Origin of the sequence: Salipiger marinus, from assembly GCF_035481585.1 — a bacterium.
In the GTDB taxonomy this organism is placed as follows: Bacteria; Pseudomonadota; Alphaproteobacteria; order Rhodobacterales; family Rhodobacteraceae; genus Salipiger; species Salipiger marinus.
On the sequence record NZ_JAYKSL010000003.1, the window covers coordinates 146,273 to 168,025 of the forward strand.

24 protein-coding genes and 1 tRNA gene are annotated in these 21,753 nt (G+C 67.5%); 13 read left to right on the forward strand and 12 right to left on the reverse strand.

Annotated elements, in window-relative coordinates; all coding sequences use genetic code 11:
• Nucleotides 1-31: 31 nt before the first annotated feature.
• The 8 genes from yihA to rpmH all read right to left on the reverse strand — a co-directional run bounded on the left by yihA (nucleotide 32) and on the right by rpmH (nucleotide 6,692).
• On the reverse strand, nucleotides 32-685 hold the full coding sequence (gene yihA, locus VK682_RS05505; protein WP_089843569.1) for a ribosome biogenesis GTP-binding protein YihA/YsxC: 654 nt from the start codon (nucleotides 683-685) through the stop codon (nucleotides 32-34).
• Nucleotides 682-1,425, reverse strand: a complete 744-nt coding sequence (locus VK682_RS05510; protein WP_324781545.1) for an MOSC domain-containing protein — start codon at nucleotides 1,423-1,425, stop codon at nucleotides 682-684. Before VK682_RS05510 ends, yihA begins: the two co-directional genes overlap by 4 nt.
• Nucleotides 1,422-3,242, reverse strand: coding sequence for a membrane protein insertase YidC (gene yidC / locus VK682_RS05515; protein ID WP_089843561.1), 1,821 nt, complete (start codon nucleotides 3,240-3,242; stop codon nucleotides 1,422-1,424). Before yidC ends, VK682_RS05510 begins: the two co-directional genes overlap by 4 nt.
• Nucleotides 3,243-3,385: 143 nt before the next feature.
• Nucleotides 3,386-4,930: an EAL domain-containing protein gene (locus VK682_RS05520; RefSeq protein WP_230795981.1), complete on the reverse strand. Its 1,545-nt coding sequence runs from the start codon at nucleotides 4,928-4,930 to the stop codon at nucleotides 3,386-3,388.
• 61 nt (nucleotides 4,931-4,991) lie between these two features.
• The gene (gene ttcA, locus VK682_RS05525; protein ID WP_089843556.1) at nucleotides 4,992-5,861 is read right to left on the reverse strand and encodes a tRNA 2-thiocytidine(32) synthetase TtcA; all 870 of its coding nucleotides are present in this window, start codon (nucleotides 5,859-5,861) and stop codon (nucleotides 4,992-4,994) included.
• A gap of 9 nt (nucleotides 5,862-5,870) precedes the next feature.
• Nucleotides 5,871-6,092, reverse strand: coding sequence for a membrane protein insertion efficiency factor YidD (yidD, locus tag VK682_RS05530; RefSeq protein ID WP_089843553.1), 222 nt, complete (start codon nucleotides 6,090-6,092; stop codon nucleotides 5,871-5,873).
• Nucleotides 6,089-6,541 carry a ribonuclease P protein component gene (gene rnpA, locus VK682_RS05535; RefSeq protein WP_230795980.1) on the reverse strand — a complete coding sequence of 151 codons (453 nt, stop codon included), beginning with the start codon at nucleotides 6,539-6,541 and terminating at the stop codon, nucleotides 6,089-6,091. Before rnpA ends, yidD begins: the two co-directional genes overlap by 4 nt.
• A gap of 16 nt (nucleotides 6,542-6,557) precedes the next feature.
• The gene (gene rpmH / locus VK682_RS05540; protein WP_008884025.1) at nucleotides 6,558-6,692 is read right to left on the reverse strand and encodes a 50S ribosomal protein L34; all 135 of its coding nucleotides are present in this window, start codon (nucleotides 6,690-6,692) and stop codon (nucleotides 6,558-6,560) included.
• A 297-nt stretch (nucleotides 6,693-6,989) separates the two neighbouring features.
• Here rpmH and VK682_RS05545 point away from each other — a divergent pair, with 297 nt between their 5' ends.
• The 4 genes from VK682_RS05545 to VK682_RS05560 all read left to right on the forward strand — a co-directional run bounded on the left by VK682_RS05545 (nucleotide 6,990) and on the right by VK682_RS05560 (nucleotide 10,735).
• Nucleotides 6,990-7,718, forward strand: a complete 729-nt coding sequence (locus VK682_RS05545) for a TVP38/TMEM64 family protein (RefSeq protein WP_324781547.1) — start codon at nucleotides 6,990-6,992, stop codon at nucleotides 7,716-7,718.
• 17 nt (nucleotides 7,719-7,735) lie between these two features.
• Nucleotides 7,736-9,160, forward strand: coding sequence for a dihydrolipoyl dehydrogenase family protein (locus VK682_RS05550; RefSeq protein ID WP_230795978.1), 1,425 nt, complete (start codon nucleotides 7,736-7,738; stop codon nucleotides 9,158-9,160).
• A 19-nt stretch (nucleotides 9,161-9,179) separates the two neighbouring features.
• Entirely contained in the window at nucleotides 9,180-10,562 is a 1,383-nt protein-coding gene (locus tag VK682_RS05555) for a sensor histidine kinase (RefSeq protein WP_089843540.1), read from the forward strand.
• Between the two features lie 96 nt (nucleotides 10,563-10,658).
• Nucleotides 10,659-10,735, forward strand: a tRNA-Arg gene (locus VK682_RS05560).
• A gap of 159 nt (nucleotides 10,736-10,894) precedes the next feature.
• Here VK682_RS05560 and VK682_RS05565 read toward each other — a convergent pair.
• Nucleotides 10,895-11,809, reverse strand: a complete 915-nt coding sequence (locus tag VK682_RS05565; protein WP_230795977.1) for a LysR family transcriptional regulator — start codon at nucleotides 11,807-11,809, stop codon at nucleotides 10,895-10,897.
• A gap of 99 nt (nucleotides 11,810-11,908) precedes the next feature.
• Between VK682_RS05565 and VK682_RS05570 the strand changes: the two genes are divergently transcribed.
• From VK682_RS05570 to VK682_RS05600, 7 genes are all read left to right on the forward strand, one after another.
• Nucleotides 11,909-12,232, forward strand: coding sequence for a nuclear transport factor 2 family protein (locus tag VK682_RS05570; protein WP_230795976.1), 324 nt, complete (start codon nucleotides 11,909-11,911; stop codon nucleotides 12,230-12,232).
• Nucleotides 12,229-13,008 carry an SDR family oxidoreductase gene (locus VK682_RS05575; RefSeq protein ID WP_230795975.1) on the forward strand — a complete coding sequence of 260 codons (780 nt, stop codon included), beginning with the start codon at nucleotides 12,229-12,231 and terminating at the stop codon, nucleotides 13,006-13,008. Before VK682_RS05570 ends, VK682_RS05575 begins: the two co-directional genes overlap by 4 nt.
• Before the next feature lie 210 nt (nucleotides 13,009-13,218).
• A complete protein-coding gene (locus tag VK682_RS05580; protein ID WP_089843524.1) occupies nucleotides 13,219-14,046 on the forward strand; it encodes a UDP-2,3-diacylglucosamine diphosphatase in 828 nt (275 codons plus the stop codon).
• 2 nt (nucleotides 14,047-14,048) lie between these two features.
• A complete protein-coding gene (locus VK682_RS05585) occupies nucleotides 14,049-15,164 on the forward strand; it encodes a ceramide glucosyltransferase (RefSeq protein ID WP_269061985.1) in 1,116 nt (371 codons plus the stop codon).
• 4 nt (nucleotides 15,165-15,168) lie between these two features.
• The gene (locus VK682_RS05590) at nucleotides 15,169-15,750 is read left to right on the forward strand and encodes a DedA family protein (protein WP_230795973.1); all 582 of its coding nucleotides are present in this window, start codon (nucleotides 15,169-15,171) and stop codon (nucleotides 15,748-15,750) included.
• Nucleotides 15,747-16,442, forward strand: coding sequence for a glycosyltransferase family 2 protein (locus VK682_RS05595; protein ID WP_230795971.1), 696 nt, complete (start codon nucleotides 15,747-15,749; stop codon nucleotides 16,440-16,442). Before VK682_RS05590 ends, VK682_RS05595 begins: the two co-directional genes overlap by 4 nt.
• 3 nt (nucleotides 16,443-16,445) lie before the next feature.
• Nucleotides 16,446-17,051 (forward strand): CDP-alcohol phosphatidyltransferase family protein, encoded by a 606-nt coding sequence (locus VK682_RS05600; protein ID WP_230795969.1) that lies wholly within the window; start codon nucleotides 16,446-16,448, stop codon nucleotides 17,049-17,051.
• Here the strand turns inward: VK682_RS05600 and VK682_RS05605 are convergent.
• Nucleotides 17,048-18,172: a geranylgeranyl reductase family protein gene (locus VK682_RS05605; RefSeq protein WP_230795967.1), complete on the reverse strand. Its 1,125-nt coding sequence runs from the start codon at nucleotides 18,170-18,172 to the stop codon at nucleotides 17,048-17,050. The two genes, VK682_RS05600 and VK682_RS05605, sit on opposite strands and share 4 nt — an antisense overlap.
• 208 nt (nucleotides 18,173-18,380) lie before the next feature.
• Between VK682_RS05605 and VK682_RS05610 the strand changes: the two genes are divergently transcribed.
• Nucleotides 18,381-18,542 (forward strand): hypothetical protein, encoded by a 162-nt coding sequence (locus tag VK682_RS05610; RefSeq protein ID WP_165616720.1) that lies wholly within the window; start codon nucleotides 18,381-18,383, stop codon nucleotides 18,540-18,542.
• A gap of 121 nt (nucleotides 18,543-18,663) precedes the next feature.
• On the opposite strand, the gene VK682_RS05615 is transcribed toward VK682_RS05610, so the two are convergent.
• On the reverse strand, nucleotides 18,664-18,870 hold the full coding sequence (locus tag VK682_RS05615; protein ID WP_089843501.1) for a cold-shock protein: 207 nt from the start codon (nucleotides 18,868-18,870) through the stop codon (nucleotides 18,664-18,666).
• 279 nt (nucleotides 18,871-19,149) lie between these two features.
• On the opposite strand from VK682_RS05615, the gene VK682_RS05620 reads away from it, so the two are divergent.
• A complete protein-coding gene (locus tag VK682_RS05620) occupies nucleotides 19,150-19,629 on the forward strand; it encodes a DUF2938 domain-containing protein (protein WP_230795965.1) in 480 nt (159 codons plus the stop codon).
• A 243-nt stretch (nucleotides 19,630-19,872) separates the two neighbouring features.
• Here the strand turns inward: VK682_RS05620 and ettA are convergent, their stop codons facing one another.
• Nucleotides 19,873-21,528, reverse strand: coding sequence for an energy-dependent translational throttle protein EttA (ettA, locus tag VK682_RS05625; RefSeq protein WP_089843494.1), 1,656 nt, complete (start codon nucleotides 21,526-21,528; stop codon nucleotides 19,873-19,875).
• Nucleotides 21,529-21,753 lie beyond the last annotated feature (225 nt).

The window sequence follows — 21,753 nt, forward strand, 5'->3', positions numbered from 1 at the left end:
GGCCGTCACGCAAGAAGTTTCGCGGAAACTCTCAGGCCAGCCCGGCGATGATGGCGCGCAACAGCGGGATGCCGTCACCCTTTTCCGAACTGGTCAGCACCAGTTCCGGATAGGCGGCGGGGTGTTTGGCCAGCTTGCCGCGCACCTGATCCAGCACCTTGTCCAGCTCGCTGGCCTTCAGCTTGTCGGTCTTGGTCAGCACCGCCTGAAAGGTCACGGCGGAGCGGTCGAGCAGGGTCATGATCTCTTCATCCACCGACTTGATGCCGTGGCGCGCATCGACCAGCACGAAGGCGCGGCGCAGCGAGGCGCGGCCCGACAGATACTGTTTCAGCAGGCGCTGCCATTTCTCCACGATCGCCACCGGCGCATTGGCAAAGCCATAGCCGGGCAGGTCGACGAGGTAATGGCTTTCGGCCAGCGTGAAGAAGTTGATCTCCTGCGTGCGGCCCGGCGTGTTGGAGGCGCGGGCCAGCCCCTTGCGCCCGGTCAGGGCATTGATCAGGCTGGATTTCCCGACATTGGAGCGGCCCGCGAAACAGACCTCGGGCCGGTCGTCAGGCGGCAAGCCGTCCATGGCCACCACGCCCTTGAGAAAGGTCACCTCGCCCGCAAAGAGCTTGCGCGCCGCTTCGGTGGCAGCGTCATCGGGAAGTTCGGCCAGAGGAAAGGGCAGGGAAGTCACAGCAGGGTCACCTTGTCGCCGGGGGCGATGGTGCCGCCCCGTATCACTTCGGTCTGCACCGAAAAATCGGTATGGCCCCAGCTTTTCAGCGTGCCAAGCGTATCCGCGTCGCGCAGGCCGGTTTCTGGGTTGGCGGTGGTCGCGGCACAGCGGCCCGTGCGTTCGCGCACCAGCAGCACCGCCTCGCCCAGCTGGACCTCGCGCCCGATCCAGTCGAATTCCGCCCATGCGGGCAGATCCTCGATCCAGAGATTGCCGCGCCAGCGATGGATCGACAGGGGCTGGCCCATCCGCTCTTCGACAGCGCGGTGGCTGGCCATGTTGCACAGCGTCACCGAAGCGAAGGGCGCGTCGGTCATACCGCGCGCCTGCGCCCGCACCAGCCGCGCCGACTGCGCGCGGTCTGCGGGCATCAGGGGGCGCACCCAGTCCAGAAACGCCGCCTGTTCGGTCTCGGGGTCAAAGCTCAGATCGGGCCGGTCGGGGTGGCGCAGGGTGATGCGCCCCGTTCCCTCGTCCAGCGTGGAACTGATCGCCATCAGCTGCGGCGCCTTGGCGCCGCGGCTGAAATTGCCGCAGCGCACCCAGTCCGTGCCATCAGCCTCGGACAGCTCATGCGCCACGGCCCAGGCCCGGTCCCAGGGCAGGCAGGCGCCTGCCTGCAGCGTCACCCGATCCAGCGCCTCGCGGCCATGGGCCTTGATCGGATGGCGCCAGATCGAGGTGACACGCCCGGTCATTTGCTGTCCGACTTTCCGGCGGTCTTCTTCTTGCGGTTGAAGCTGGACTTGATGTTGCCGAACACGTCCGGCTTGAAGCCCTGACTGCGCATGATGATGTACTGTTGGCTGAAGGTGATGGTGTTGTTGGTGATCCAGTACAGCACCAGCCCCGAGGCGAAGCCGCCCAGCATGAACATGAACACCCACGGCATCCAGGCAAAGATCATCGCCTGCGCCGGATCGGTGGGCGCCGGATTCAGTTTCTGCTGCAGCCACATGGAGATGCCCAGCAGGATCGGCAGGATGCCGATGAACACCAGCGCCAGAGTGCTGGCCGGTTCGGGCGCGGCCCAGGGCAGCAGGCCGAACAGGTTGTAAAGCGAGGTGGGATCGGGCGCCGACAGATCCTGGAACGGGCCGAACCACGGGGCGTGGCGCAGTTCGAACGCCACGAAGATCACCTTGTAGAGCGAGAAGAAGATCGGGATCTGCAGCAGGATCGGCAGGCAGCCCGAGGCGGGATTGACCTTTTCCCGCTTGTAGAGCGCCATCATCTCCTGCTGCATCTTCTGGCGGTCGTCGCCCGCGCGTTCCTTCAGCTTCTCCATCTCCGGCTGGAGTTCCTTCATCTTCGCCATGGAGACGTAGGATTTATAGGCCAGCGGGAAGAGCAGCGCCTTGAGGATGACGGTCAGGGCGATGATCGACCAGCCCATGTTGCCGATCCACTGGTGCAGGTGGTGCAGCACCCAGAAGATGGGTTTGGTCAGGAAGAAGAACCAGCCCCAGTCGATGCTGTCGACAAAGCGGTCGACGCCCGCTTCCTGATAGTCGCGGATGGTTTCCCAGACCTTGGCGCCGGAAAACAGCCGGGTGGAGACCTGCGCGCTGGCACCGGGTTCCAGAGTCTGGGTCGGCAGCACGATCTCGGTCTGATAGATGTCGCGGCCTTCGTTGTATTTCACCGCCTGACGGTAGCTGGTGCCCGCATCGGGGATCAGCACGGTCATCCAGTAATGTTCGGTGAAACCGATCCAGCCGTTTTCGGCGACCTGCATGACCTCGGCCCGCGCACCCTCGGCGGGCACCACGTCCAGATCGCGGATGTTCTTGTATTTGGTCTCTTCCAGCTTGCCGTCGCTCATGGCGATGGCGCCTTCGTGCAGCACGAAGAAATTCTTCAGATCCGCAGGTTCGCCATGACGGGCAAGGATGCCGTAGGGGGCCGCGGCAAGCGTGGTGTCAGAGGTGTTTTCCATCGCCTGCGTGACGCGGAACATGAAATTCTCGTCAACCGCGAAGGTGCGGCGGAAGATCAGGCCCGAAGGGCTGTCCCAGCGCAGGGTGACGGGGCTGTCCACACGCAGCGTGTCGCCCTGTTCCAGCTGCCATTCGGTGTTGGGGCCGGGCACGTCCTCGGGGCCAAGGCCGGCGCCGGGGGCCCAGCCGTAAACGGCGTAATAGGGATTGGCGCTGCCGACCGGGTCCAGCACCTGCACATTGGGCGAGCCGGGATCCATCGTGACGTTGTAATCGCGCAGGTTCAGCACGTCGAGCCGGCCACCGGTCAGCGCGATGGAGCCGTCCAGCCGCGGCGTGTCGATGGGCACGCGGACGGTTTCAATCGCCGCCTCGGGGGCGGCGGTGCCGGGAGCCGCACCGGGGGTCGCGCCGGGCACGCTGACCGCAGCGGGCGCATCGGCGGTCTGCTCCGTCGCCGGGGCCGTGGCCTGATCCACCGCCGTTTCCGGGGGCGGAAACAGGAGGAACCAGACGAGGATCACCACGAAGCTCAGCGCGGTTGCGATAAGCAGGTTCTTGTTCTGATTGTCCATGCGAGGCCGCCACCAGTCCTTTGGAAAGTCAGTGCCGGGTTCAACAGCCCGCACCCCCAAAGGTCAAGCCGATTCATGGGAAGATCCGCTAAAGTGACCGTTGCGGGCAAGGATGCCGCGCCTGCGGGGGTGGGTTGCGGCGCCTAGCCGGTGGCGCGGCCAAGGTTAGGCGCCTCCGCGATGCGGCGGGCATGGGCCCGGGCCCAGTCCGCCAGCGCCGCCGCGGCCATGGGGCGGGCGACCCCGAAGCCCTGCACATGATCGCAGCCAAGCTGCGCCAGCAGCGCGTGTTCGCCAAGGCCTTCGACCCCTTCGCCCAGCGTCTGCAGGTTCAGCCGTTCGGCCAGACCAAGGATGGCGGCCATCATGCGCTGCTGGTCCTCGTCGCGGTCCACCCGCGACACGAAGCTGCGGTCGATCTTCAGCCGGTTGACCGGAAAGCGGCGCAGCGCGGTGATCGAGGCATGGCCGGTGCCAAAATCGTCAAGGTCGATCTGGCAGCCCAGCCGGGACAGGCCCATGATATTGCGGGCAACCACGCCTTCGGGGCAATCGGCGATCACGGTTTCCAGCACCTCCACCCCCAGCCGGGCGGGGGGCAAGCCGAAGCGGTCCAGTTCCCAGCGGATGCGGTCCAGCAGATGCGGGTTGCGCAGCTCGGCGGCGGAGAAATTCACGCTGACACGGGGGATGTCGAGGCCCTGATCGTCCCAGCCGCGCAGCGCGGTCAGGCTGTGCTGCAGGATCACCTCTCCCAGACGGTCCATCTGGCCCGCCGCTTCCAGTGCGGGCAGGAACTGCCCCGGCGGCACGATGCCCCGCTCCGGATGGATCCAGCGCGCCAGCGCCTCCACGCCGCTGATGCGCCCGGTGGAGGTGCAGAGCTGCGGCTGGAACCATGGCTGGATCTGGCCCTTGGCCAGCGCCCGGTCGACCTCGTGCAGCAGCGACTGCCGGGCGGAGCGTTCGGCGCGCATGGTTTCGGTCCAGGCGCGAATCGCCGAGGGGCCATTGGCCAGCGCTTCGGTCAGGGCGATCTGCGCCGCCTCGATCAGCCGGGCGCCGCTGGCCCCGTCCTTGAGCCGGTTCATGCCGCAGAAGCCGATGGCGACAGAGATGTAATGCACGCCGGTGGCGGTTTCGGCGGGTTCTTCCAGCCCGCGCTGCATCCGGTCGGCCAGCGCCAGCAGCGCCTCCAGATCCAGCCGCAGCGACGGGCCGAACAGCACCATGAAGCGCGAATCGCCGGTGCGCACCGCGATGTCATCCCGGCGCAGCAGCCCCCGCAGCCGGGTCAGCAGCAGGTCGCGCAGCTCTTCGGCGGTTTCGCTGCCCGCACGGCGGGCGACGGTTTCCAGCCCCTCCGCCTCCAGCATCAGGCAGCCGGTGGCCAGACTGGCGGCGCGGGCGCGCAGCAGCATCTGGTCGGCCATGTCCTGTGCCATGGCGGCATCGGCAAGGCCGGGCAGGATGCTGCGGGGTTCGACCGGGTGCAGCGCGTCGCCGCGCCGCCCGAGGGTCAGATAGAGCAGGGGCAGCAGCAGCGCGACGGTCAGCAGCCCCGCCTCTCCGCCCAGCCAGAACCCGGCCAGCGACAGCGCGGGCAGAAAGGCCAGCATATGCGGCCCGTGGAGCCATTTCAGCAGCCGCCGCCGCAGCGGAGTCAGCAGTTCTGCGAGGTGCGGCATGGTGACCCCCTGCATGTGTCCCGTCCTCGAACAGGACTAGAACAGCAGAGTGACCCGGAGCTTAACGCAGATCGGGAATATCGTTCGGAGTTTTCTCAGAAAGATCGCGCTGCAGCCCGAGGAAGTCGAAAATCTTCGGATCCAGCATGTGCGAGGGCCGGATATTGGTCAGCGCGCGGAACATCACCTGCCGCCGTCCGGGAGAGTTTTTCTCCCACCCGTCAAGGATTTGCTTCACCTGCTGGCGCTGCAGCCCGTCCTGACTGCCGCAGAGGTCGCAGGGGATGATGGGATATTGCATGGCTCGGGCGAATTTTTCGCAATCGGCCTCGGCGACATGGGCCAGCGGGCGGTAAAGGAACAGGTCGCCCTCCTCGTTCACCAGTTTCGGCGGCATGGTGGCCAGCCGTCCGCCGTGAAAGAGGTTCATGAAGAACGTCTCGAGGATGTCGTCGCGATGATGGCCCAGCACCACGGCAGAGCAGCCTTCCTCGCGCGCGATGCGATAGAGGTTGCCGCGCCGCAGCCGCGAACAGAGCGCGCAATAGGTCCGGCCCTGCGGCACCTTGTCCACCACGATGGAATAGGTGTCCTGATATTCGATCCGGTGCGGCACGCCCATGCGCTGCAGGAATTCCGGCAGCACCGTCGCGGGAAAGCCGGGCTGGCCCTGATCCAGATTGCAGGCCAGCAGATCCACCGGCAGCAGGCCGCGCCATTTCAGTTCATAGAGAATCGCCAGCAGGGTGTAGCTGTCCTTGCCGCCCGACAGGCAGACCAGCCAGCGCGCGCCCGGTTCCACCATGCCATACTGTTCCACCGCCTCGCGCACGTTCTGCACGATGCGCTTGCGCAGCTTCTTGAATTCCGTGGTCTTGGGCGCGCCGTAGAACAGCGGGTGGATGTCGGTGGCGTCGTCATCATCGAACATGGGGCTACCTCAGTCGGGGACGTTGTCGATGCCGGACCCGCCCAGAGGGTGGCAGCGCAGGATGCGGCGCAGCGCGAGCCAGCTTCCGCGCAGCGCGCCATGCTTGTCCAGCGCCTCCAGCGCATAGGCGGAACAGGTCGGCTGATAGCGACAGCCATGCCCGACCCAAGGCGAAAACACCAGCCGGTAGGCATGCACGGGCAGGGCGGCAAGGCGCGCCAGCGGGGTCATGGACCCGGCTTGTGCAGCTTGCGCAGGGCAAAGGTCACATCGCCCTGCATCAACAGGAAATCGCGCTCGGCAGTGGCGCCGGCGCGTCCGATCAGCACGTAATCCCAGCCGGGGCGGCCAAGGCCGGGCAGCACCAGCCGCGCCACTTCGCGCAGCCGCCGTTTGGCCCGGTTGCGCGCCACCGCGTTGCCCACCTTCTTGGAACAGGTGAAGCCTACGCGGATCGCGGGCGATCCGTCGTCGCGGAACCGCGCCTGCACCAGCATCGACGTCACGGGCATCCGCCGCGCCCGTGCCGCTGCCAGAAAATCAGCGCGTTTGCGCAGGATCTCCAGCGGTGTCACCAAGGGGCGCTCCGGGTCCGGGGTCGTGGGCAGGCCAAGCGGAAAGGCCGCCCGGGTGCTGCCCGAAGCGGCCTTCGCGGAGGGATGGGGGCCTCGCTCCGCCATGGGCAGAGCGCGCGGCTCAGGCGCTGAGCCGCTTGCGGCCGCGCGCCCGGCGGGCGTTCAGGACCGCGCGACCACCTTTGGTGGCCATGCGGGCGCGGAAGCCGTGGCGGCGCTTGCGAACAAGGTTCGAAGGCTGAAAGGTGCGTTTCATCGCGCTCTTCTCCGTCTGATCGGGTCTCCGAGGGAGACCGCGGTGTCTTCGTGTCTACAGGGATGCCTGAACCGCATGATCCGTCTCCGGCCATCCTGTGCAGGCGGGCCCGAAGCGGAATCGCCGGGCCCGATGTCATTCGAGGACTGGGCTATAGGGAGACGGGCGCCGCATGTCAAACCTCTTCGGGGCGGGGGCGACAACATTCTTGGCCAAGATGGCGGTTTTGGCCATGCCGCGATCAAGCTCGCGTGAGGGGGCTCGCGCATAAGACGGATGCGGCGCATCCTGCGCGGCATGAGCCAGACCGTTTCCTCGTCGTGGGCGCTGCTGCGGCATCTGCCGCTGGTCCTGATCGCCGTGGGGGCGGTCACGGGGGCGGTGCTGCTGCGCGACCAGATCAGCTTTGACACCCTGCGCACGCATCGCGACGGGCTGCTGGCGCTGCGCGATGCCAATTACCCGCTGGTCGTGGCGGGGTTTCTGGCAGCCTATGTGCTGATGGTGGCGTTTTCGCTGCCGGGCGCCTCGGTCGCGTCGGTGACGGGCGGGTTTCTGTTCGGGCTGGCGGCGGGCACGGCGCTGAACGTCACGGCGGCCACGATTGGCGCGGTGCTGATCTTTGTCGCGGCGCGGGCCGGGCTGGGGCGGGCGCTGGCGGCACGGATTTCAGCCTCTGACGGCACGCTGGCGCGGCTGAAGACCCGGCTGGCGGAAAACGAGGTCAGCGTGCTGCTGCTGCTGCGCCTGCTGCCGGTGGTGCCGTTTTTCGTGGCGAATCTGCTGCCTGCGCTGGTGGGGGTGCGGCTGCGCAATTTTGCATGGACCACGGCGGTGGGCATCGTGCCGGGCGCGCTGGTCTTCACCTCGCTTGGCGTGGGGGTGGGCGCCGTGTTCGACCGGGGCGAGACGCCGGATCTGTCGATCCTGTGGTCGCCCGCGGTGCTGGGGCCGGTGCTGGGGCTTGCCCTCCTGGCGGCACTGCCCATGTTGATCAGGATGATCCGCGGACGCGGACAGGTGTAAGGCAGGCAGGAGCAGGCATGACAGGCCACAGGATGGAGACCGATCTGCTGGTGATCGGCGCGGGCTCTGGCGGGCTTTCGGTTGCGGCCGGGGCGGCGCAGATGGGCGCGCGTGTGGTGCTGCTGGAACGCGGGCTGATGGGCGGCGACTGCCTGAATTTCGGCTGCGTGCCGTCGAAGGCGCTGATCGCCGCCGCCGACCGGGCTCATGCGCCGGTGGGGGCGGACATGTTCGGTGTGATCCTGCCGCCCGCGCGCATCGACTGGGCCGGGCTGCGCGCGCATATCCGCGACAGCATCGCCCGGATCGAGCCGATGGACAGTCAGGAGCGGTTCGAGGGGCTGGGCGTCACCGTGCTGCGCCATTCGGGGCGGTTCCTGTCGCGGGACGAGGTGCAGGCGGGGCCGCATGTGATCCGCGCCCGCCGCATCGTGCTGGCCACCGGGTCAAAGCCGCTGATCCCGCCGCTGCCGGGGCTGGAGACGGTGCCCTACCTTACCAATGAAACGCTGTGGGATCTGGACCGGCTGCCCGAGCATCTGCTGATTCTGGGTGGCGGGCCGATCGGGCTGGAAATGGCGCAGGCCTTCCGCCGTCTGGGCAGCCGCGTCACGGTGGTGGAGGCCAAGCGTGCGCTGGCCCGCGAGGATGGCGAGATGGCGGCGGTCGTGCTGGACGCGCTGCGCGGCGATGGCGTGACGCTGCTGGAAGGGCAGGCGGTGACCGAAGTCGCGGCGCAGCAAGACGGCGTGGCGCTGCGGCTGGCGGACGGGCGGCAGGTGGCGGGCTCGCATCTGCTGGTGGCGACGGGGCGGCGCCCTGCGCTGGAGGGGCTGGATCTGGACCGCGCGGGGATCGAGACCGGGCCGCAGGGCATCCGCACCGATGCGCGGCTGCGCAGCACCAACCGCCGCGTCTATGCGGTGGGCGATGTGGCGGGGCAGGGGCAGTTCACCCATCTGGCGGGCTATCACGCGGGCATCGTGCTGCGCGCGGTGCTGTTCGGCCTGCCCGCCCGGGTGCGGCCCGACATCGTGCCGCGCGCCACCTATACCCGCCCCGAACTGGCGCAGGTCGGCCTGACCGAGGCGCAGGCTCGCCTGCGGTATGGCACGGCGCTGCAGGTGATCCGCGAGCCGCTGCATCACAATGACCGCGCCATCGCCGGGCGCCAGACCACCGGGCTGCTGAAGCTGATGGTGCATCGGGGCCGTCCGGTGGGCGTGTCCATCGCGGGCGCGCAGGCCGGAGAGCTGATCGGGCTCTGGGCGCTGGCATTGTCCGCGCGGCTGAAGATCGGGCAGGTCGCGGGCATGGTCGCGCCCTATCCCACGCTGACAGAGCTTAACAAACGCGCGGCAGGAACCTATTTCGCTCCTCGATTGTTCCAGTCCCGTGTGGTCAAATCTGCCACACGACTGGTGCAACGCATGCTGCCCTGAAGGTCCAAGACGCATCCAGATGTTCAATTCGCTGTCCGGCCGCTTCCTGATCCTCACAATGGTCTTTGTGATGCTGGCCGAAGTGCTGATCTTTGTGCCCTCGGTCGCGCGGTTCCGCGCGGATTTTCTGCTCGACCGGCTGGAACGGGCGCAGATCGCCTCGCTGGCGCTGCTGGCCGATGCCATGATCGACCCCGATCTGGAACGGGAGCTTCTGGAAAACGCGGGCGTCTATAACGTGGTGCTGCAGCGCGACGCCACGCGCGAACTGGTGCTGTCCTCGCCGCTGCCCGGCTCTGTCGATGTCACCTATGACCTGCGGCAGGACGGGCCTTTCACGCTGATGAAGGATGCGATGGTGCGGCTGGCCGATCCGGGGCCGCGGCTGATCCGGGTGCTGGGCTATCCGCAGCAGGATGGCGGCGAACTGATCGAGGTCACGATGGAAAGCGCGCCGCTGCGCGAGGCGCTGCTGGATTATGGCCTGCGGGTGCTGGTGCTGTCGGCCTTCATCTCTCTGGTGGCGGCGCTGCTGCTGTTTCTGGCGGTGCAGCGCCTGCTGGTGCGCCCGATCAAAAGCGTGGTGGGCCATATGCAGCGCTATGCCGAGGCGCCGGAAGACATGCGGCGCATCATCTCGCCCACGTCGCGCGTGCGCGAACTGCGCGAGGCGGAGGAGGCGCTGCAATCCATGCAGACCCAGCTGTCGCAGTCGCTGCGGCAGAAGGAACGGCTGGCCCAGCTGGGCGGCGCCGTGGCGCGGGTCAGCCATGACCTGCGCAACATCCTGACCTCGGCGCAGCTTTTTACCGACCGTATCGAGATGTCCGAGGATCCGGCGGTCAAGCGCATGGCGCCGAAGCTGGTGGGGTCGATCACCCGTGCCGTGTCGCTGTGCGAAAGCACGCTGGCCTTCGGCAAGGCCGAAGAGCCGACACCGGTGCTGACCCAGTTCAACCTTGCGGAGCTGGTCAACGAGGTGCTGGAGGCGGAGCGGCTGGCCATCGGCGACCATGATCTGTCGCTGTCCGAGGATATTCCCGCCACGCTGCAGATTCGCGGCGATCCCGAACAGATCTACCGCGCCATCGCCAATCTGGTGCGCAACGCGCGGCAGGCGATTCTGGGCTCGGGGCAGAGCGGCGAGATCTCGGTTGCCGCGCGGGTCGAGGAAGACGCATGGGTGATCGACGTGACCGATACCGGGCCCGGCCTGCCGCTGAAGGCGCGCGAACATCTGTTCCAGCCGTTTCAGGGCGGCGCGCGCAAGGGGGGCGCGGGGCTGGGTCTGGCCATCGTGACAGAGCTTGTGCGCAATCATGGCGGCACGCTGCGCCTGCTGGACACCGGCGAGACCGGCACCAGCTTTGAAATCCGCCTGCCCATGGGCGATGTGGGATAAATGCAGAAGCTGCCGCAAGGGCAGGCAGCTTCTTTCAAAAAACCTTCAGATTGTCTCTTGCATCCCCTCCGCACTGAGTCTATTCCCCGCCCTCACGGACCGATAGCTCAGCTGGATAGAGTACTTGACTACGAATCAAGGGGTCGGGGGTTCGAATCCTCCTCGGTCCGCCACCTTCCTTCAGGAAGGTGGCGGGAATAAACGGGAAAGCCCGCCTGATCGATAGTCAGGCAGATTTCCCAAACATCCAGCACACTTATTCCCTCCTCCATATAACAGTCTATCCGCCGCGCCGGTGCTCCGCGCGGCTTTTTGCTGTCTGGCCTTCCGGATCAGCTGCGTGGCGGGCGCTGCTGCGACGTGACCTCGCGCGCCAGCGCGAGAAAGGCCGCGACCCCGGCAGAGGGATGGCGCCGACCGGGATAATAGAGGCAAAGCTCCGACCGCGGCGGCGTCCAGTCCTCCAGACAGCGGATCATCCGCCCGGCGGCCAGATCGTCCGTCACGCTCTGCTCTAGGAAGATCCCGATTCCCGCCCCCTCCAGCACGGCACGCCGCGCCACGCCGGCCTCGTCCAGCGTCAGCCGACCGGGCACGTCGACCAGCACCGTTTCGCCCTGCCGTTCGAAATGCCAGCGGAACAGCGCCCCGTTGGGCAGGCGCGCCCGCAGGCAGGCATGGGATTTGAGGTCGGCGGGATTCTGTGGCGGCGGGTGACGGGCGAAGTAGTCGGGCGAGGCCACCACGGCATAGCGCTGCGGATGCCCGAGCGAGAGGGCGATCATGTCGCTGGGCACCAGATCGCGGACCCTGACCCCAAGGTCGAAATTTTCCGCCACGATGTCGACAAGCCGCTCGTCCGTGGCCAGATCGACCTGCATCTTGGGATAGCGCCGCAGGAATTCCAGCACCAGACCGGACAGGATCTGCTGCCCGGCCAAGGCCGAGGCATTGATGCGGACCATGCCCGAGGGCGTTTCGGCCTGCGACCGCGCTTCCTCCATCGCGGTGCCGATATCCGACAGCGCGGGGCCGATCCGGTCGACGAACTGCCGCCCCGCCTCGGTCAGGGCCACGCTGCGCGTCGTGCGGTTGAAGAGGCGCACCCCCAGCCCGGATTCCAGCTGCGCGATGGCGTGGGACAGCGCCGTGCTGGACATGTCCAGATCCAGCGCCGCCGCCCGGAACGAACCGTTGCGCGCGATGGCCAGCACCGCCTCCAGATCTTTCAGCCCGACGCCCCGCATTATCCCGGTTCCCTCATCAGCGCATGCCGCTTTGTCCCTCTAATCGGGATGCCGGGCAAGGGGTAGATAGTGAGGGCAACCAAGACAAGGAGTGGACCAATGAACCTTCCCGAGCCGATTCAGAGCTATTTCGAGGCCGATGCGCGCGGTGATGGCGCGGCGCTGGCCCAGACCTTTGCCGCCGATGCCATCGTCCATGACGAAGGCAAGACCCATGAGGGGCCGGAGGCGATCCGGGCGTGGTGGCAGAAGGCCAAGGCCGACTATGCCGCCACCGCCACCCCGCTGGAACAGAGCGTCACCGAGGGCGGGTCGGTGGTCCGCGCCGAAGTCACCGGCACCTTTCCGGGCAGCCCTGCGGTCCTGACCTTCACCTTCGCGCTGGCGGGCGACCGGATCTCGCGGCTGGAGATTCGCGGATGAGCGGCTTTCTCGACCTGACCGGGGCGCGGGCGCTGGTCACCGGCGGCACGCAGGGCGCCGGCGCGGCCACCGTGGCGCTGCTGCGCGAGCTTGGCGCGACCGTGCTGACCACGGCGCGGACGCTGCCGGAGGGGGTTGACCCGGCGCTGTTCGTGGCCGCCGATCTGACCACGCCCGAAGGCTGCGCCAGCGTCGCGCAGGCCGTCCATGACCGGCTGGGAGAGATCGACATCGTGGTGCACATGCTGGGTGGATCCTCTGCCCCGGGCGGCGGCCATGCCGCGCTGACCGACGAGATCTGGCACCGCGAACTGGATCTGAACCTGTTCCCGGCGGTCAGGCTGGACCGCGTCCTGCTGCCCGGGATGGTGGCGCGGGGGCGGGGGGTGGTGATCCACGTCACTTCGATCCAGAGCGTGCTGCCCCTGCCGGAAGCCACCACCGCCTATGCGGCGGCCAAGGCGGCGCTGTCCACCTACAGCAAGAGCCTGTCGAAAGAGGTGGCCCCGAAAGGCGTCCGCGTGGTCCGGGTCTCTCCGGGCTGGATCGAGACCGATGCCTCGGTCCGGCTGGCCGAGCGGCTGGCTGCCGAAGCGGGCACCGATTACGAGGGCGGCAAGGCGCTGATCATGCAGTCGCTGGGGGGCATTCCGCTTGGCCGCCCGTCCAGCCCGGAGAACGTCGCGAGCCTCATCGCCTTTCTGGTCTCTGACCGCGCGCCCACGATCAGCGGCACGGAATACACCATCGACGGCGGGACGGTGCCGACGGTGTGACGCAGGGCCCCGCGCCGGGCGGGGCGTTTCCTTTTGCGGGGGCGTGCGGGGTGGATGCCCCGCGCGCCCTTTCGGCGGTCCTGTGGGTGCGAAAATCTTGCCGCAGTGCGGAACCAACGGACAAGGCTTCGCGTTTCTCGCCAGATATCGTCACATGCACGATACACGAAGCCGCGATAACGCGGGCGCATAACGAAGGAAGAGGCCCGGATGCCATCCCGTTCCGTTGGCAGGAATGCCCCCAAATCGTATCGCAGTCTCTTCATCTCGGACCTTCATCTGGGCGCGCGGGCCTGCCGGGTCGGACCGGTTCAGGAATTTCTGCGCGGGGTCGAGGCCGAGACGATCTATCTGGTGGGGGACATCTTCGACCTGTGGCATGGCGGGCGCCTGCACTGGACCCCGCGTCATGATGCAGTGCTGGGCGATCTGCGCGCGCGCGCGGCCCGGGGCACGCGGGTGGTCTATCTGCCCGGCAACCACGATGCGGCGATGCGCACCCCCGGAGCCCGGGTCGAAGGCTGGGAGATCTGCGAGGCCGCCCTGCACCGCGCCGCCGATGGCCGCAGCTATCTGGTGCTGCATGGCGACCAGTGCGATCCGCGTTTCCTGCGCTGGCATCTGATGACCCGGCTGGGCAGCCGCATCGATGCCAGCATGCGGCAGGTGGATGGCTGGATGCGCCGCCGCGCCGGGCTCACCGACTGGGAACGCAGCTTCATCGACCGGATCTATGCGTGGTCCTACAACATGCTGGCCATGGGCGACGGGTTCGAAACCAAGCTGACCAAGCTTGCCGAGGCGGCAGGCGCCACCGGGGTGATCTGCGGCCATTCCCACAAGCCGGGCGTGCGCACCCATGGCCAGATGACCTATGCCAATTGCGGCGACTGGGTCGACAGCCTGACCGCGCTGGTCGAGGATTTTGACGGGCGCCTGCAGCTTCTGGCCTATGAGCGGGTGCCGGTTCCGGCAAGCCGCCCCAGCAGCGGCACCTCTGCCGAAGGGGGCGCACTGGCCGGGGGGGCTGCGACGTGACGCTGCTGCTGGCGGGCATTCTGGCCTTCACCCTTGCCGTGCATCTGCTGAGCGCGGCACTGGCCGCCCTGCGCTATCTGCGGCCCGAGCCGCCCGACCCCCAGCACCTGCCGTCCCTGTCGCTGATCCGCCCGATCTGCGGGCTGGATGCCTTTGACGAGGAAACCCTGCGGTCCTCCTTCGAGCAGGATTACCCCGAATACGAGGTGATCTTCTGCGCCGCGCGCGACAGTGACGCCGCCGTGCCGCTGGTGCGGCGGCTGATCGCCGACCATCCGCAGGTGCGGGCGCAGCTTCTGATCGGCGACACGCGGCTTTCGGGCAATCCCAAACTCAACAACCTGTTCAAGGGCTACGAGGCCGCCACCAGCGACTGGCTGGTGATGACCGACAGCAACCTGCTGCTGGACCGCGATTATCTGCGCCGCCTGATGGCGGTCTGGCGCGAGGATACCGGGCTGGTCTCGGCCCCGCCGGTGGGCACGCGCCCGGCGAATTTCTGGGGGGCGGTGGAATGCGCCTTCCTGAACAGTTCCCAGGCGCGCTGGCAGCTGGCGGCGGACGAGCTGGGGCAGGGCTTTGCGCAGGGCAAGACGCTGTTCTGGCGCCGCGAGGTGCTGGAGGCGGGCGGCGGGCTGGCCGCGCTGGGGCGCAAGCTGGCCGAAGACGTGGCCTCCACCCGGCTGGTGCGCGCGCAGGGGCTGCGGGTGCGGCTGGCGCAGCGGCTTTTTGCGCAGCCGGTGGGGCATCGCACCGCCCGCAGCGTCTGGGACCGGCAGCTGCGCTGGTCGCGGGTGCGGCGCGACGGCTTCCCGATGCTGTTTCTGGCCGAGATCGCGCAGGGCCCGGTTCTGCCGCTGGTCGCGGTGGCGGGACTTGGCCTGACGGGCGTTGTGCCTCTGGTGCCTGCTCTGGCAGGACTGATGCTGCTCTGGTATATGGCGGAACTGGGACTGGCCCGGCTTGCGGGCTGGCCCGCCGGGGCGCGGGATCTGGCCGCGATGATTTTGCGTGACCTCTTGCTGCTGCCGCTGTGGATCGCCACATGGGCAGGGCGCGGCATCACCTGGCGCGGCACGGATATGACGCCGGAGCGGATTTCCGGCACGTCGGAGTAACGGTGTGATCGGACTAGAAACGGTAACCGCGCTGATCGTGAAGGACGGCCTCGCGATTCTTGCACCCATCGCGATGCTGGAAGGCCCCATCGTCACGGTCATCGCCGCATGGCTGGCCAGCCGTGGCCTGCTGGACATCTGGAGCGTGGCCATCGTGGTCATCGTCGCCGATATCGTGGGCGACATGCTGTATTACGCGCTGGGGCGCTGGGGGCTGAACCGCCTGCCGCAGCCTTGGCTGGTGAAGCTGGGGCTGAACCGGGTCCGGCTTGCCTCGCTGGCGGGACATTTCCACGAAAAGGGTGGTCGTACGCTGGTCTTTGGCAAGCTGACCCATACCGCCGGGGCGCCGATCCTTGTGGCGGCGGGGCTGGCGCGCATGTCGCTGTGGCGGTTCTTCTGGGTCAACCTGCTGGCCACCATCCCGAAAAGCCTGTTCTTCGTGGTGCTGGGCTACACGCTGGGCTCCGCCTACAGCCAGATCGACAACTGGATCGCCCGCGCCTCGCTGGTGGTGCTGGGGGCCATGGTGCTGGCCGGGGCGGCATGGGTGTTCCGCAAAAGCGTCAAGGGCCTGCGCCGGTGACCGAGCTGAGCTGCATCATCCCCGCCTATAACGAGGCGCCGCGCATCGCCGCAGTGCTGGAGGCGGTGCTGGCGCATCCGCTCATCACCGAGGTGATCGTGGTGGATGACGGCTCGCAGGACGAGACGGCGGAGGTGGCGGAGCGGTATCTGGCGCAGCATCCGCAGCTGCGCGTGCTGCGTCAGCCGCAGAACGGCGGCAAGAGCCGCGCCGTGGCCACGGGCATCGAGGCGGCAGAGGGCCGCTGCCTGCTGCTGCTGGACAGTGACCTGCTGGGCCTTGATGCCGCGCAGATCACCGCGCTGGCAGAGCCGGTGCTGTCGGGCCGCGCCGGGGCCGCGATCAGCCTGCGCCGCAACGCGCCGCTGATCTGGCGGCTGATCGGCATTGATTACATCTCGGGCGAACGGGTGATGCCGCGCGCGCTGCTGACCGGGCGCACCGACCGGCTGCGCGCCCTGCCGCGCTTCGGGCTGGAGGTGTTCATCAACCGGCTCTGGCTGGAGGCGGGGCTGCAGGTCGCCGTGGTGCGCTGGCCCGAGGTCGAAAGCCCGTGGAAACACGCCAAGCGCGGCGGCTGGGTGGCGGGGATCCGCGCCGATGTGGCGATGCTGGGCGACATCTTCCGCACCGTGCCCCCGCGCGAGACGCTGCGGCAGGTCATGGCGCTGCGCGCCCGCCGCCTGCCGTAACCCATGTTCGACGCAAGGCTTGCCCCGCTGCAGCGGCGCCTGCTGCAGCCGCTGGCGCAGCACCTGCATGCGCAGGGCGTGCGGGCGGACACCCTTACGCTGGCGGGCTTTGCGCTGGGGCTGCTGGCGGTGGGGGCTGCGGCGGCGGGTCTGCCGCTGCTGGCGCTGGCGGGGCTGCTGGCCAACCGGCTGGCGGACGGGCTGGATGGGGCCGTGGCGCGGCTGGCAGGCCCCACGGATCGCGGCGCCTTTCTGGACATCGCGCTGGATTTCCTGTTCTACGCGCTGTTCCCGCTGGGATTTGCGCTTGCCGATCCCGCCGCGAACGCGCTGCCTGCGGCGGTGCTGATCGCCAGCTTCATCGGCACGGGATCGTCCTTTCTGGCCTTTTCGCTGATCGCGGACCGGCGCGGGCTGAAAGCGGCGGACTATCCCAGCAAGGGCATTTATTATCTGGGCGGTCTGACCGAGGGGGCAGAGACCATCGCGCTTTTTGTGGCTTTCTGCCTGTTTCCGCAGGCCTTTGCGCCCTTGGCGCTGATCTTTGCTGCGGCCTGCACCTTTACCACGGCGCTGCGCCTGCTGGCGGGCTGGCGGATGTTCGGCTAACGCCCCCGCAGCAGCCGGAGCGGCAGGCGCCACGCGGCCCGGCGCAGCAGAGCGGCATAGTCCACCTCTCCGGCCAGCAGATCCATGTAGCGCAGCTTCATCGTGGCGGAGTCGCGAAAGGCCTGCCGGAACAGCCCGCCGCAACGGTCGGAAAACACCAGCGGGCGCAGCATCCGGGCGTGGCGCAGCGCGCGCAGCGTGGGGGCCAGCGCGCGGGCATAGCGGGGCAGGGCGCTGTCGGGGCGCCCTGCGGCCAAGGCGGCGATCACCGCCTCTGCCGCCAGATGGCCGCTCAGGAGCGCATGGGCGATGCCTTCGCCGGTGATCGGATCGACCAGCCCCGCCGCATCGCCCGCCAGCAGCATCCGCCCGTGCCCCGGCACCCGGCGCAGTTCGCCAAAGGGCAGGTGATGGCCCATCACCCGCGCCCCCGCCTGATCGGGGAGCAGCGCCAGATAGGCCGCCAGCCGCGCCTTCATGTCAGGATTGCGCGCCTGCAGCCCGCCCACGCCGATGGTGGTGCTGCCGGATTTGGCGAAGCGCCAGCCATAGCCCCATGCCGCCACGCCAAAATCCACCTGCAGGCTCTGATCCTCTGACGGCGGCGCCTCGATTTCCAGCGCAAAGCCGATGGTGGCGGGATCGAAGGCGCGCCCGAACAGATGCCGCGCCACCGCGCTGTTCACCCCGTCCGCGCCAAGGATCAGCGGGGCCCGCAGCGCGGCGCCGTTGCGCAGCTGCACGAAACCGGGCGCAAGGCCCGCCACGGGATGTCCGGTGAAATCCTCCGCCCCGGCCTGCAGCGCCTGCGCCAGCAGATGCGCGTCAAGCCCGAGCCGGGTGGTCAGGTAGACGGGCGGGCCGCCGGTGATCTGGCCAAGCGGGGCGCCACGGTCGAAAAACGACAGGCTGTCGCGGCGTTCCAGCAGGTCGGCGGGCAGCGGCTGGCGCAGCGCCCGCAGCGCGCGGCCGGTGACCAGCCCGCCGCAGAGCTTCACCCGGGGAAAGCGCGCCTTGTCCACCAGCGCCACGCGCAGCCCCGCCCGCGCCGCGCAAAGCGCCGCCGCCGATCCCGCCGGGCCGGCGCCGATCACCACAAGGTCATAGCGGGGCGCGGACATGGCGGGGCTGCTCCGGAAAAAGGGCGGGAGCCGAAATGCGGGGCTCTCTGCGCGCAATCTCGCGCATGGGCATGGTCGGGGGGAAGCGTTTTCCGGCGGGTCTGCGCCGAAATTCGGCAGGGCTGGGCCTTGGGGAACCCATTCCTGCATCCAGCCGTTGATCGGCATCGCCCCCATGGGGCCGCAGATCCACAGGAAGGAGATCCGCATGTCGCTTGGAAAGATCGTTCGCCGGGCCGCTCAGGCCTTTGCCAGCCATAAGATGCGCGGCGCGAACCGCCCGGTGCGGCACCAGCCGGTCAAGCGCGGGCGCAGCGGTAAGGCGCAGCTTGTGTCGCAGGCGCTGCGGCTGGCGCGCCGCAAGTTCTGACCATTCTTTTTCAGAACGCGGCTTTGACCGGTGGTCAAACCCGGCACCTTGCTATAACAGAAGGGGCGGCCCCGGTGGACCGCCCCTTCCTTGCGGGGCTGGGCGCCCCACCTGAACCGAATTAGGCGAGCTGGATGTTGATGGCGCTTTCGCGGCCATCCCGGCCTGCCTGCAGGTCATAAGTGACCTTCTGATTGTCCTTCAGGCCGGTAAGGCCCGAACGCTCGACCGCGGAGATGTGGACGAAAACGTCCTTGGAGCCGCCATCGGGAGCGATAAAGCCGTAGCCCTTGGTGGTGTTGAACCACTTCACGGTGCCAGTTGCCATGGGTTTGACCCTTTCAAGTTCCTGTCGGTGCTGCCCGCGGGAGTGCGACAGCGCGGCTTAGTCACGTCTGGTTCGAATGACTGCGTGCCGGATAGGGAACTTGGTCGTCGAATAGAGTTCTAGCGGGCAAGAGACTCGCATGAAATCGGCAAAATCTCAAGAGGATTCGCGGGAATCCGGCGGGCTCCGCCGGTCTGTCCAGCCCTGTCTGGCGCCTTTGCACGCTTGCATCGGCGCCTGCCCTGAGGTCATGTCGACCCCGGGAAAAGGGAGAGGGACATGCTGGACCTGTTTTGGCTGGGGATCGTGATGGGGCTTGGCGGCACGGTCGCCATGGACCTGTGGGGGCTGCTGCTGCATCTGGCCGCAGGCATGCCCAAACCCGCATGGCGCAATCCGGGGCGCTGGGTGGCGCATCTGCCACGGGGCCGGGTGTTTCACGACAGCATCGCCACGGCAGAGCCGGTGCCCGGCGAGGTGGCGATCGGCTGGGTCTTTCACTACGCGGTCGGCGCCATCTACGGCGTCGCGTTCCTGCTGCTGGCGGGGCGGGGCTGGCTCGCCGATCCGGTGTTCCTGCCGCTCTGGATTTTTTCGCTGGTGACCATCGCGGCGGGCTGGTTCCTGCTGCATCCCGGCATGGGGCTGGGCTGGGCCCTGTCGCGCACGCCCACCCCTTGGAAGGGGCGGGCGATGGGGCTGGTGGCGCATACCGTCTTTGCGCTTGGCATGTGGGCGGCAGCGTGGCTTTTCGCCTGACCTAGAGCATGGCCCAGTCGGTGAAGCGGAATTCCGGCTCCGGCTGTTGCGGCTGCGAAGGGGCGGGATGCGGGGTCATGTCGGGCTCCGGTCAGGGATAAGGGTCAGGGTTACGGCAGGATGGCACCACGCCATCCGCCTGTCAGGTCAGGTATTCCTCCGCCACCGTCACGAAAATCCCCGCGCACGACAACGTGCACGGGGAAAGGTCTCGTCTTCGGGAAACCGGCGGATTGTCGCGGATCAGCGGGTGAATTTCTTGAACTTCACCCGTTTCGGTTCCAGCGCGTCGGTGCCAAGCCGCCGCTTCTTGTCTTCTTCGTAATCCTCGAAGTTGCCTTCGAACCATTCCACATGGGCGTCGCCTTCGAAGGCGAGGATATGCGTGCAGATCCGGTCAAGGAAGAACCGGTCGTGCGAGATGACCACGGCGCAGCCCGCAAAATCCACCAGCGCGTCTTCCAGCGCCCGCAGGGTTTCCACGTCCAGGTCGTTGGTCGGTTCGTCGAGCAGCAGCACGTTGCCGCCCTCTTTCAGCAGCCGCGCCATGTGCACGCGGTTGCGTTCGCCGCCCGACAGCAGGCCCACCTTTTTCTGCTGGTCGGTGCCCTTGAAGTTGAAGGCACCGCAATAGGCGCGGGAGTTGATTTCCGCATCGCCCAGCTTGATGAGTTCCGCCCCGCCCGAGATCGCTTCCCAGACGTTGGCATCGGGGTCCAGATCGTCGCGCGACTGGTCGACATAGGACAGCTGCACGGTGTTGCCGAGCGTGATGGTGCCCTCGTCAGGCTGTTCCTGACCGGTGATCATCTTGAACAGGGTCGACTTGCCCGCGCCGTTCGGACCGATCACGCCGACGATGCCGCCGGGCGGCAGGGCAAAGGACAGGTTCTCGATCAGCAGCTTGTCGCCCATCGCCTTCTTGACGTTCTCAAGCTCCAGAACCTTGGCCCCCAGCCGCTCGCCGTTCGGAATGACGATCTGCGCCTTGCCGACGCGTTCGCGCACCGACTGGTCGGCCAGCTTCTCATAGGACTGGATCCGCGCCTTGGACTTGGCCTGACGCGCCTTGGCGCCCTGCCGCATCCATTCCAGTTCGCGTTCCAGCGTCTTCTGCTTGGCCTTGTCCTCGCGGGCTTCCTGCAGCAGGCGCTTGGCCTTCTGGTCCAGCCAGCTGGAATAGTTGCCCTCGTAGGGGATGCCGCGGCCCCGGTCGAGTTCGAGGATCCAGCCGGTGATGGCATCAAGGAAGTAACGGTCGTGGGTCACGATCAGGATCGTGCCCTTGTACTCCACCAGATGGTTCTGCAGCCATGCGATGGTTTCGGCATCAAGGTGGTTGGTCGGTTCGTCGAGCAGCAGCATGTCGGGCGCTTCCAGCAGCAGCTGGCACAGCGCGACGCGGCGCTTTTCGCCGCCCGACAGGGTGGTGACATCGGCATCGTCCGCCGGGCAGCGCAGCGCCTCCATGGCGATGTCGATCTGGCTGTCCAGATCCCACAGGTTCTGCGCGTCGATCTCGTCCTGCAGCGCCGCCATCTCGTCGGCGGTCTCGTCCGAGTAATTCATCGCAAGTTCGTTGTACTTGTCGAGCTTGGCCTGTTTCGCCGCCACGCCCAGCATGACGTTGCCGCGCACGTCAAGATTGGGGTCAAGTTCGGGCTCCTGCGGCAGGTAGCCGACCTTCGCGCCCTCGGCGGCCCATGCCTCGCCGCTGAAATCCTTGTCCATGCCGGCCATGATGCGCAGCAGCGTGGATTTCCCCGAGCCGTTGACGCCCACGACACCGATCTTGACGCCGGGCAGGAAGCTGAGACGGACGTTTTCGAAACATTTCTTGCCGCCCGGATAGGTCTTGGAAACGCCTTCCATGTGGTAGACATACTGATAGCTGGCCATCGGATCCTCCGGTTCATGCGACGGCGCCTGTATCGCACCGGACAGGGCGAATGCAAATGGCTTTGCGGCGCAGATCGGCTGAAAACCCCGCGACTGTTAAGGGAATCGTAGCGGCCGGTCTGCATAAGCTGCGGCATTGCGGGGAGGCCCGCCAGTCGCGGAGGGACCATCTTGTCTGCAAAGGTGCAAAAGCCGCTCCGGTTCTGGAGACGGCTCAGACTGATC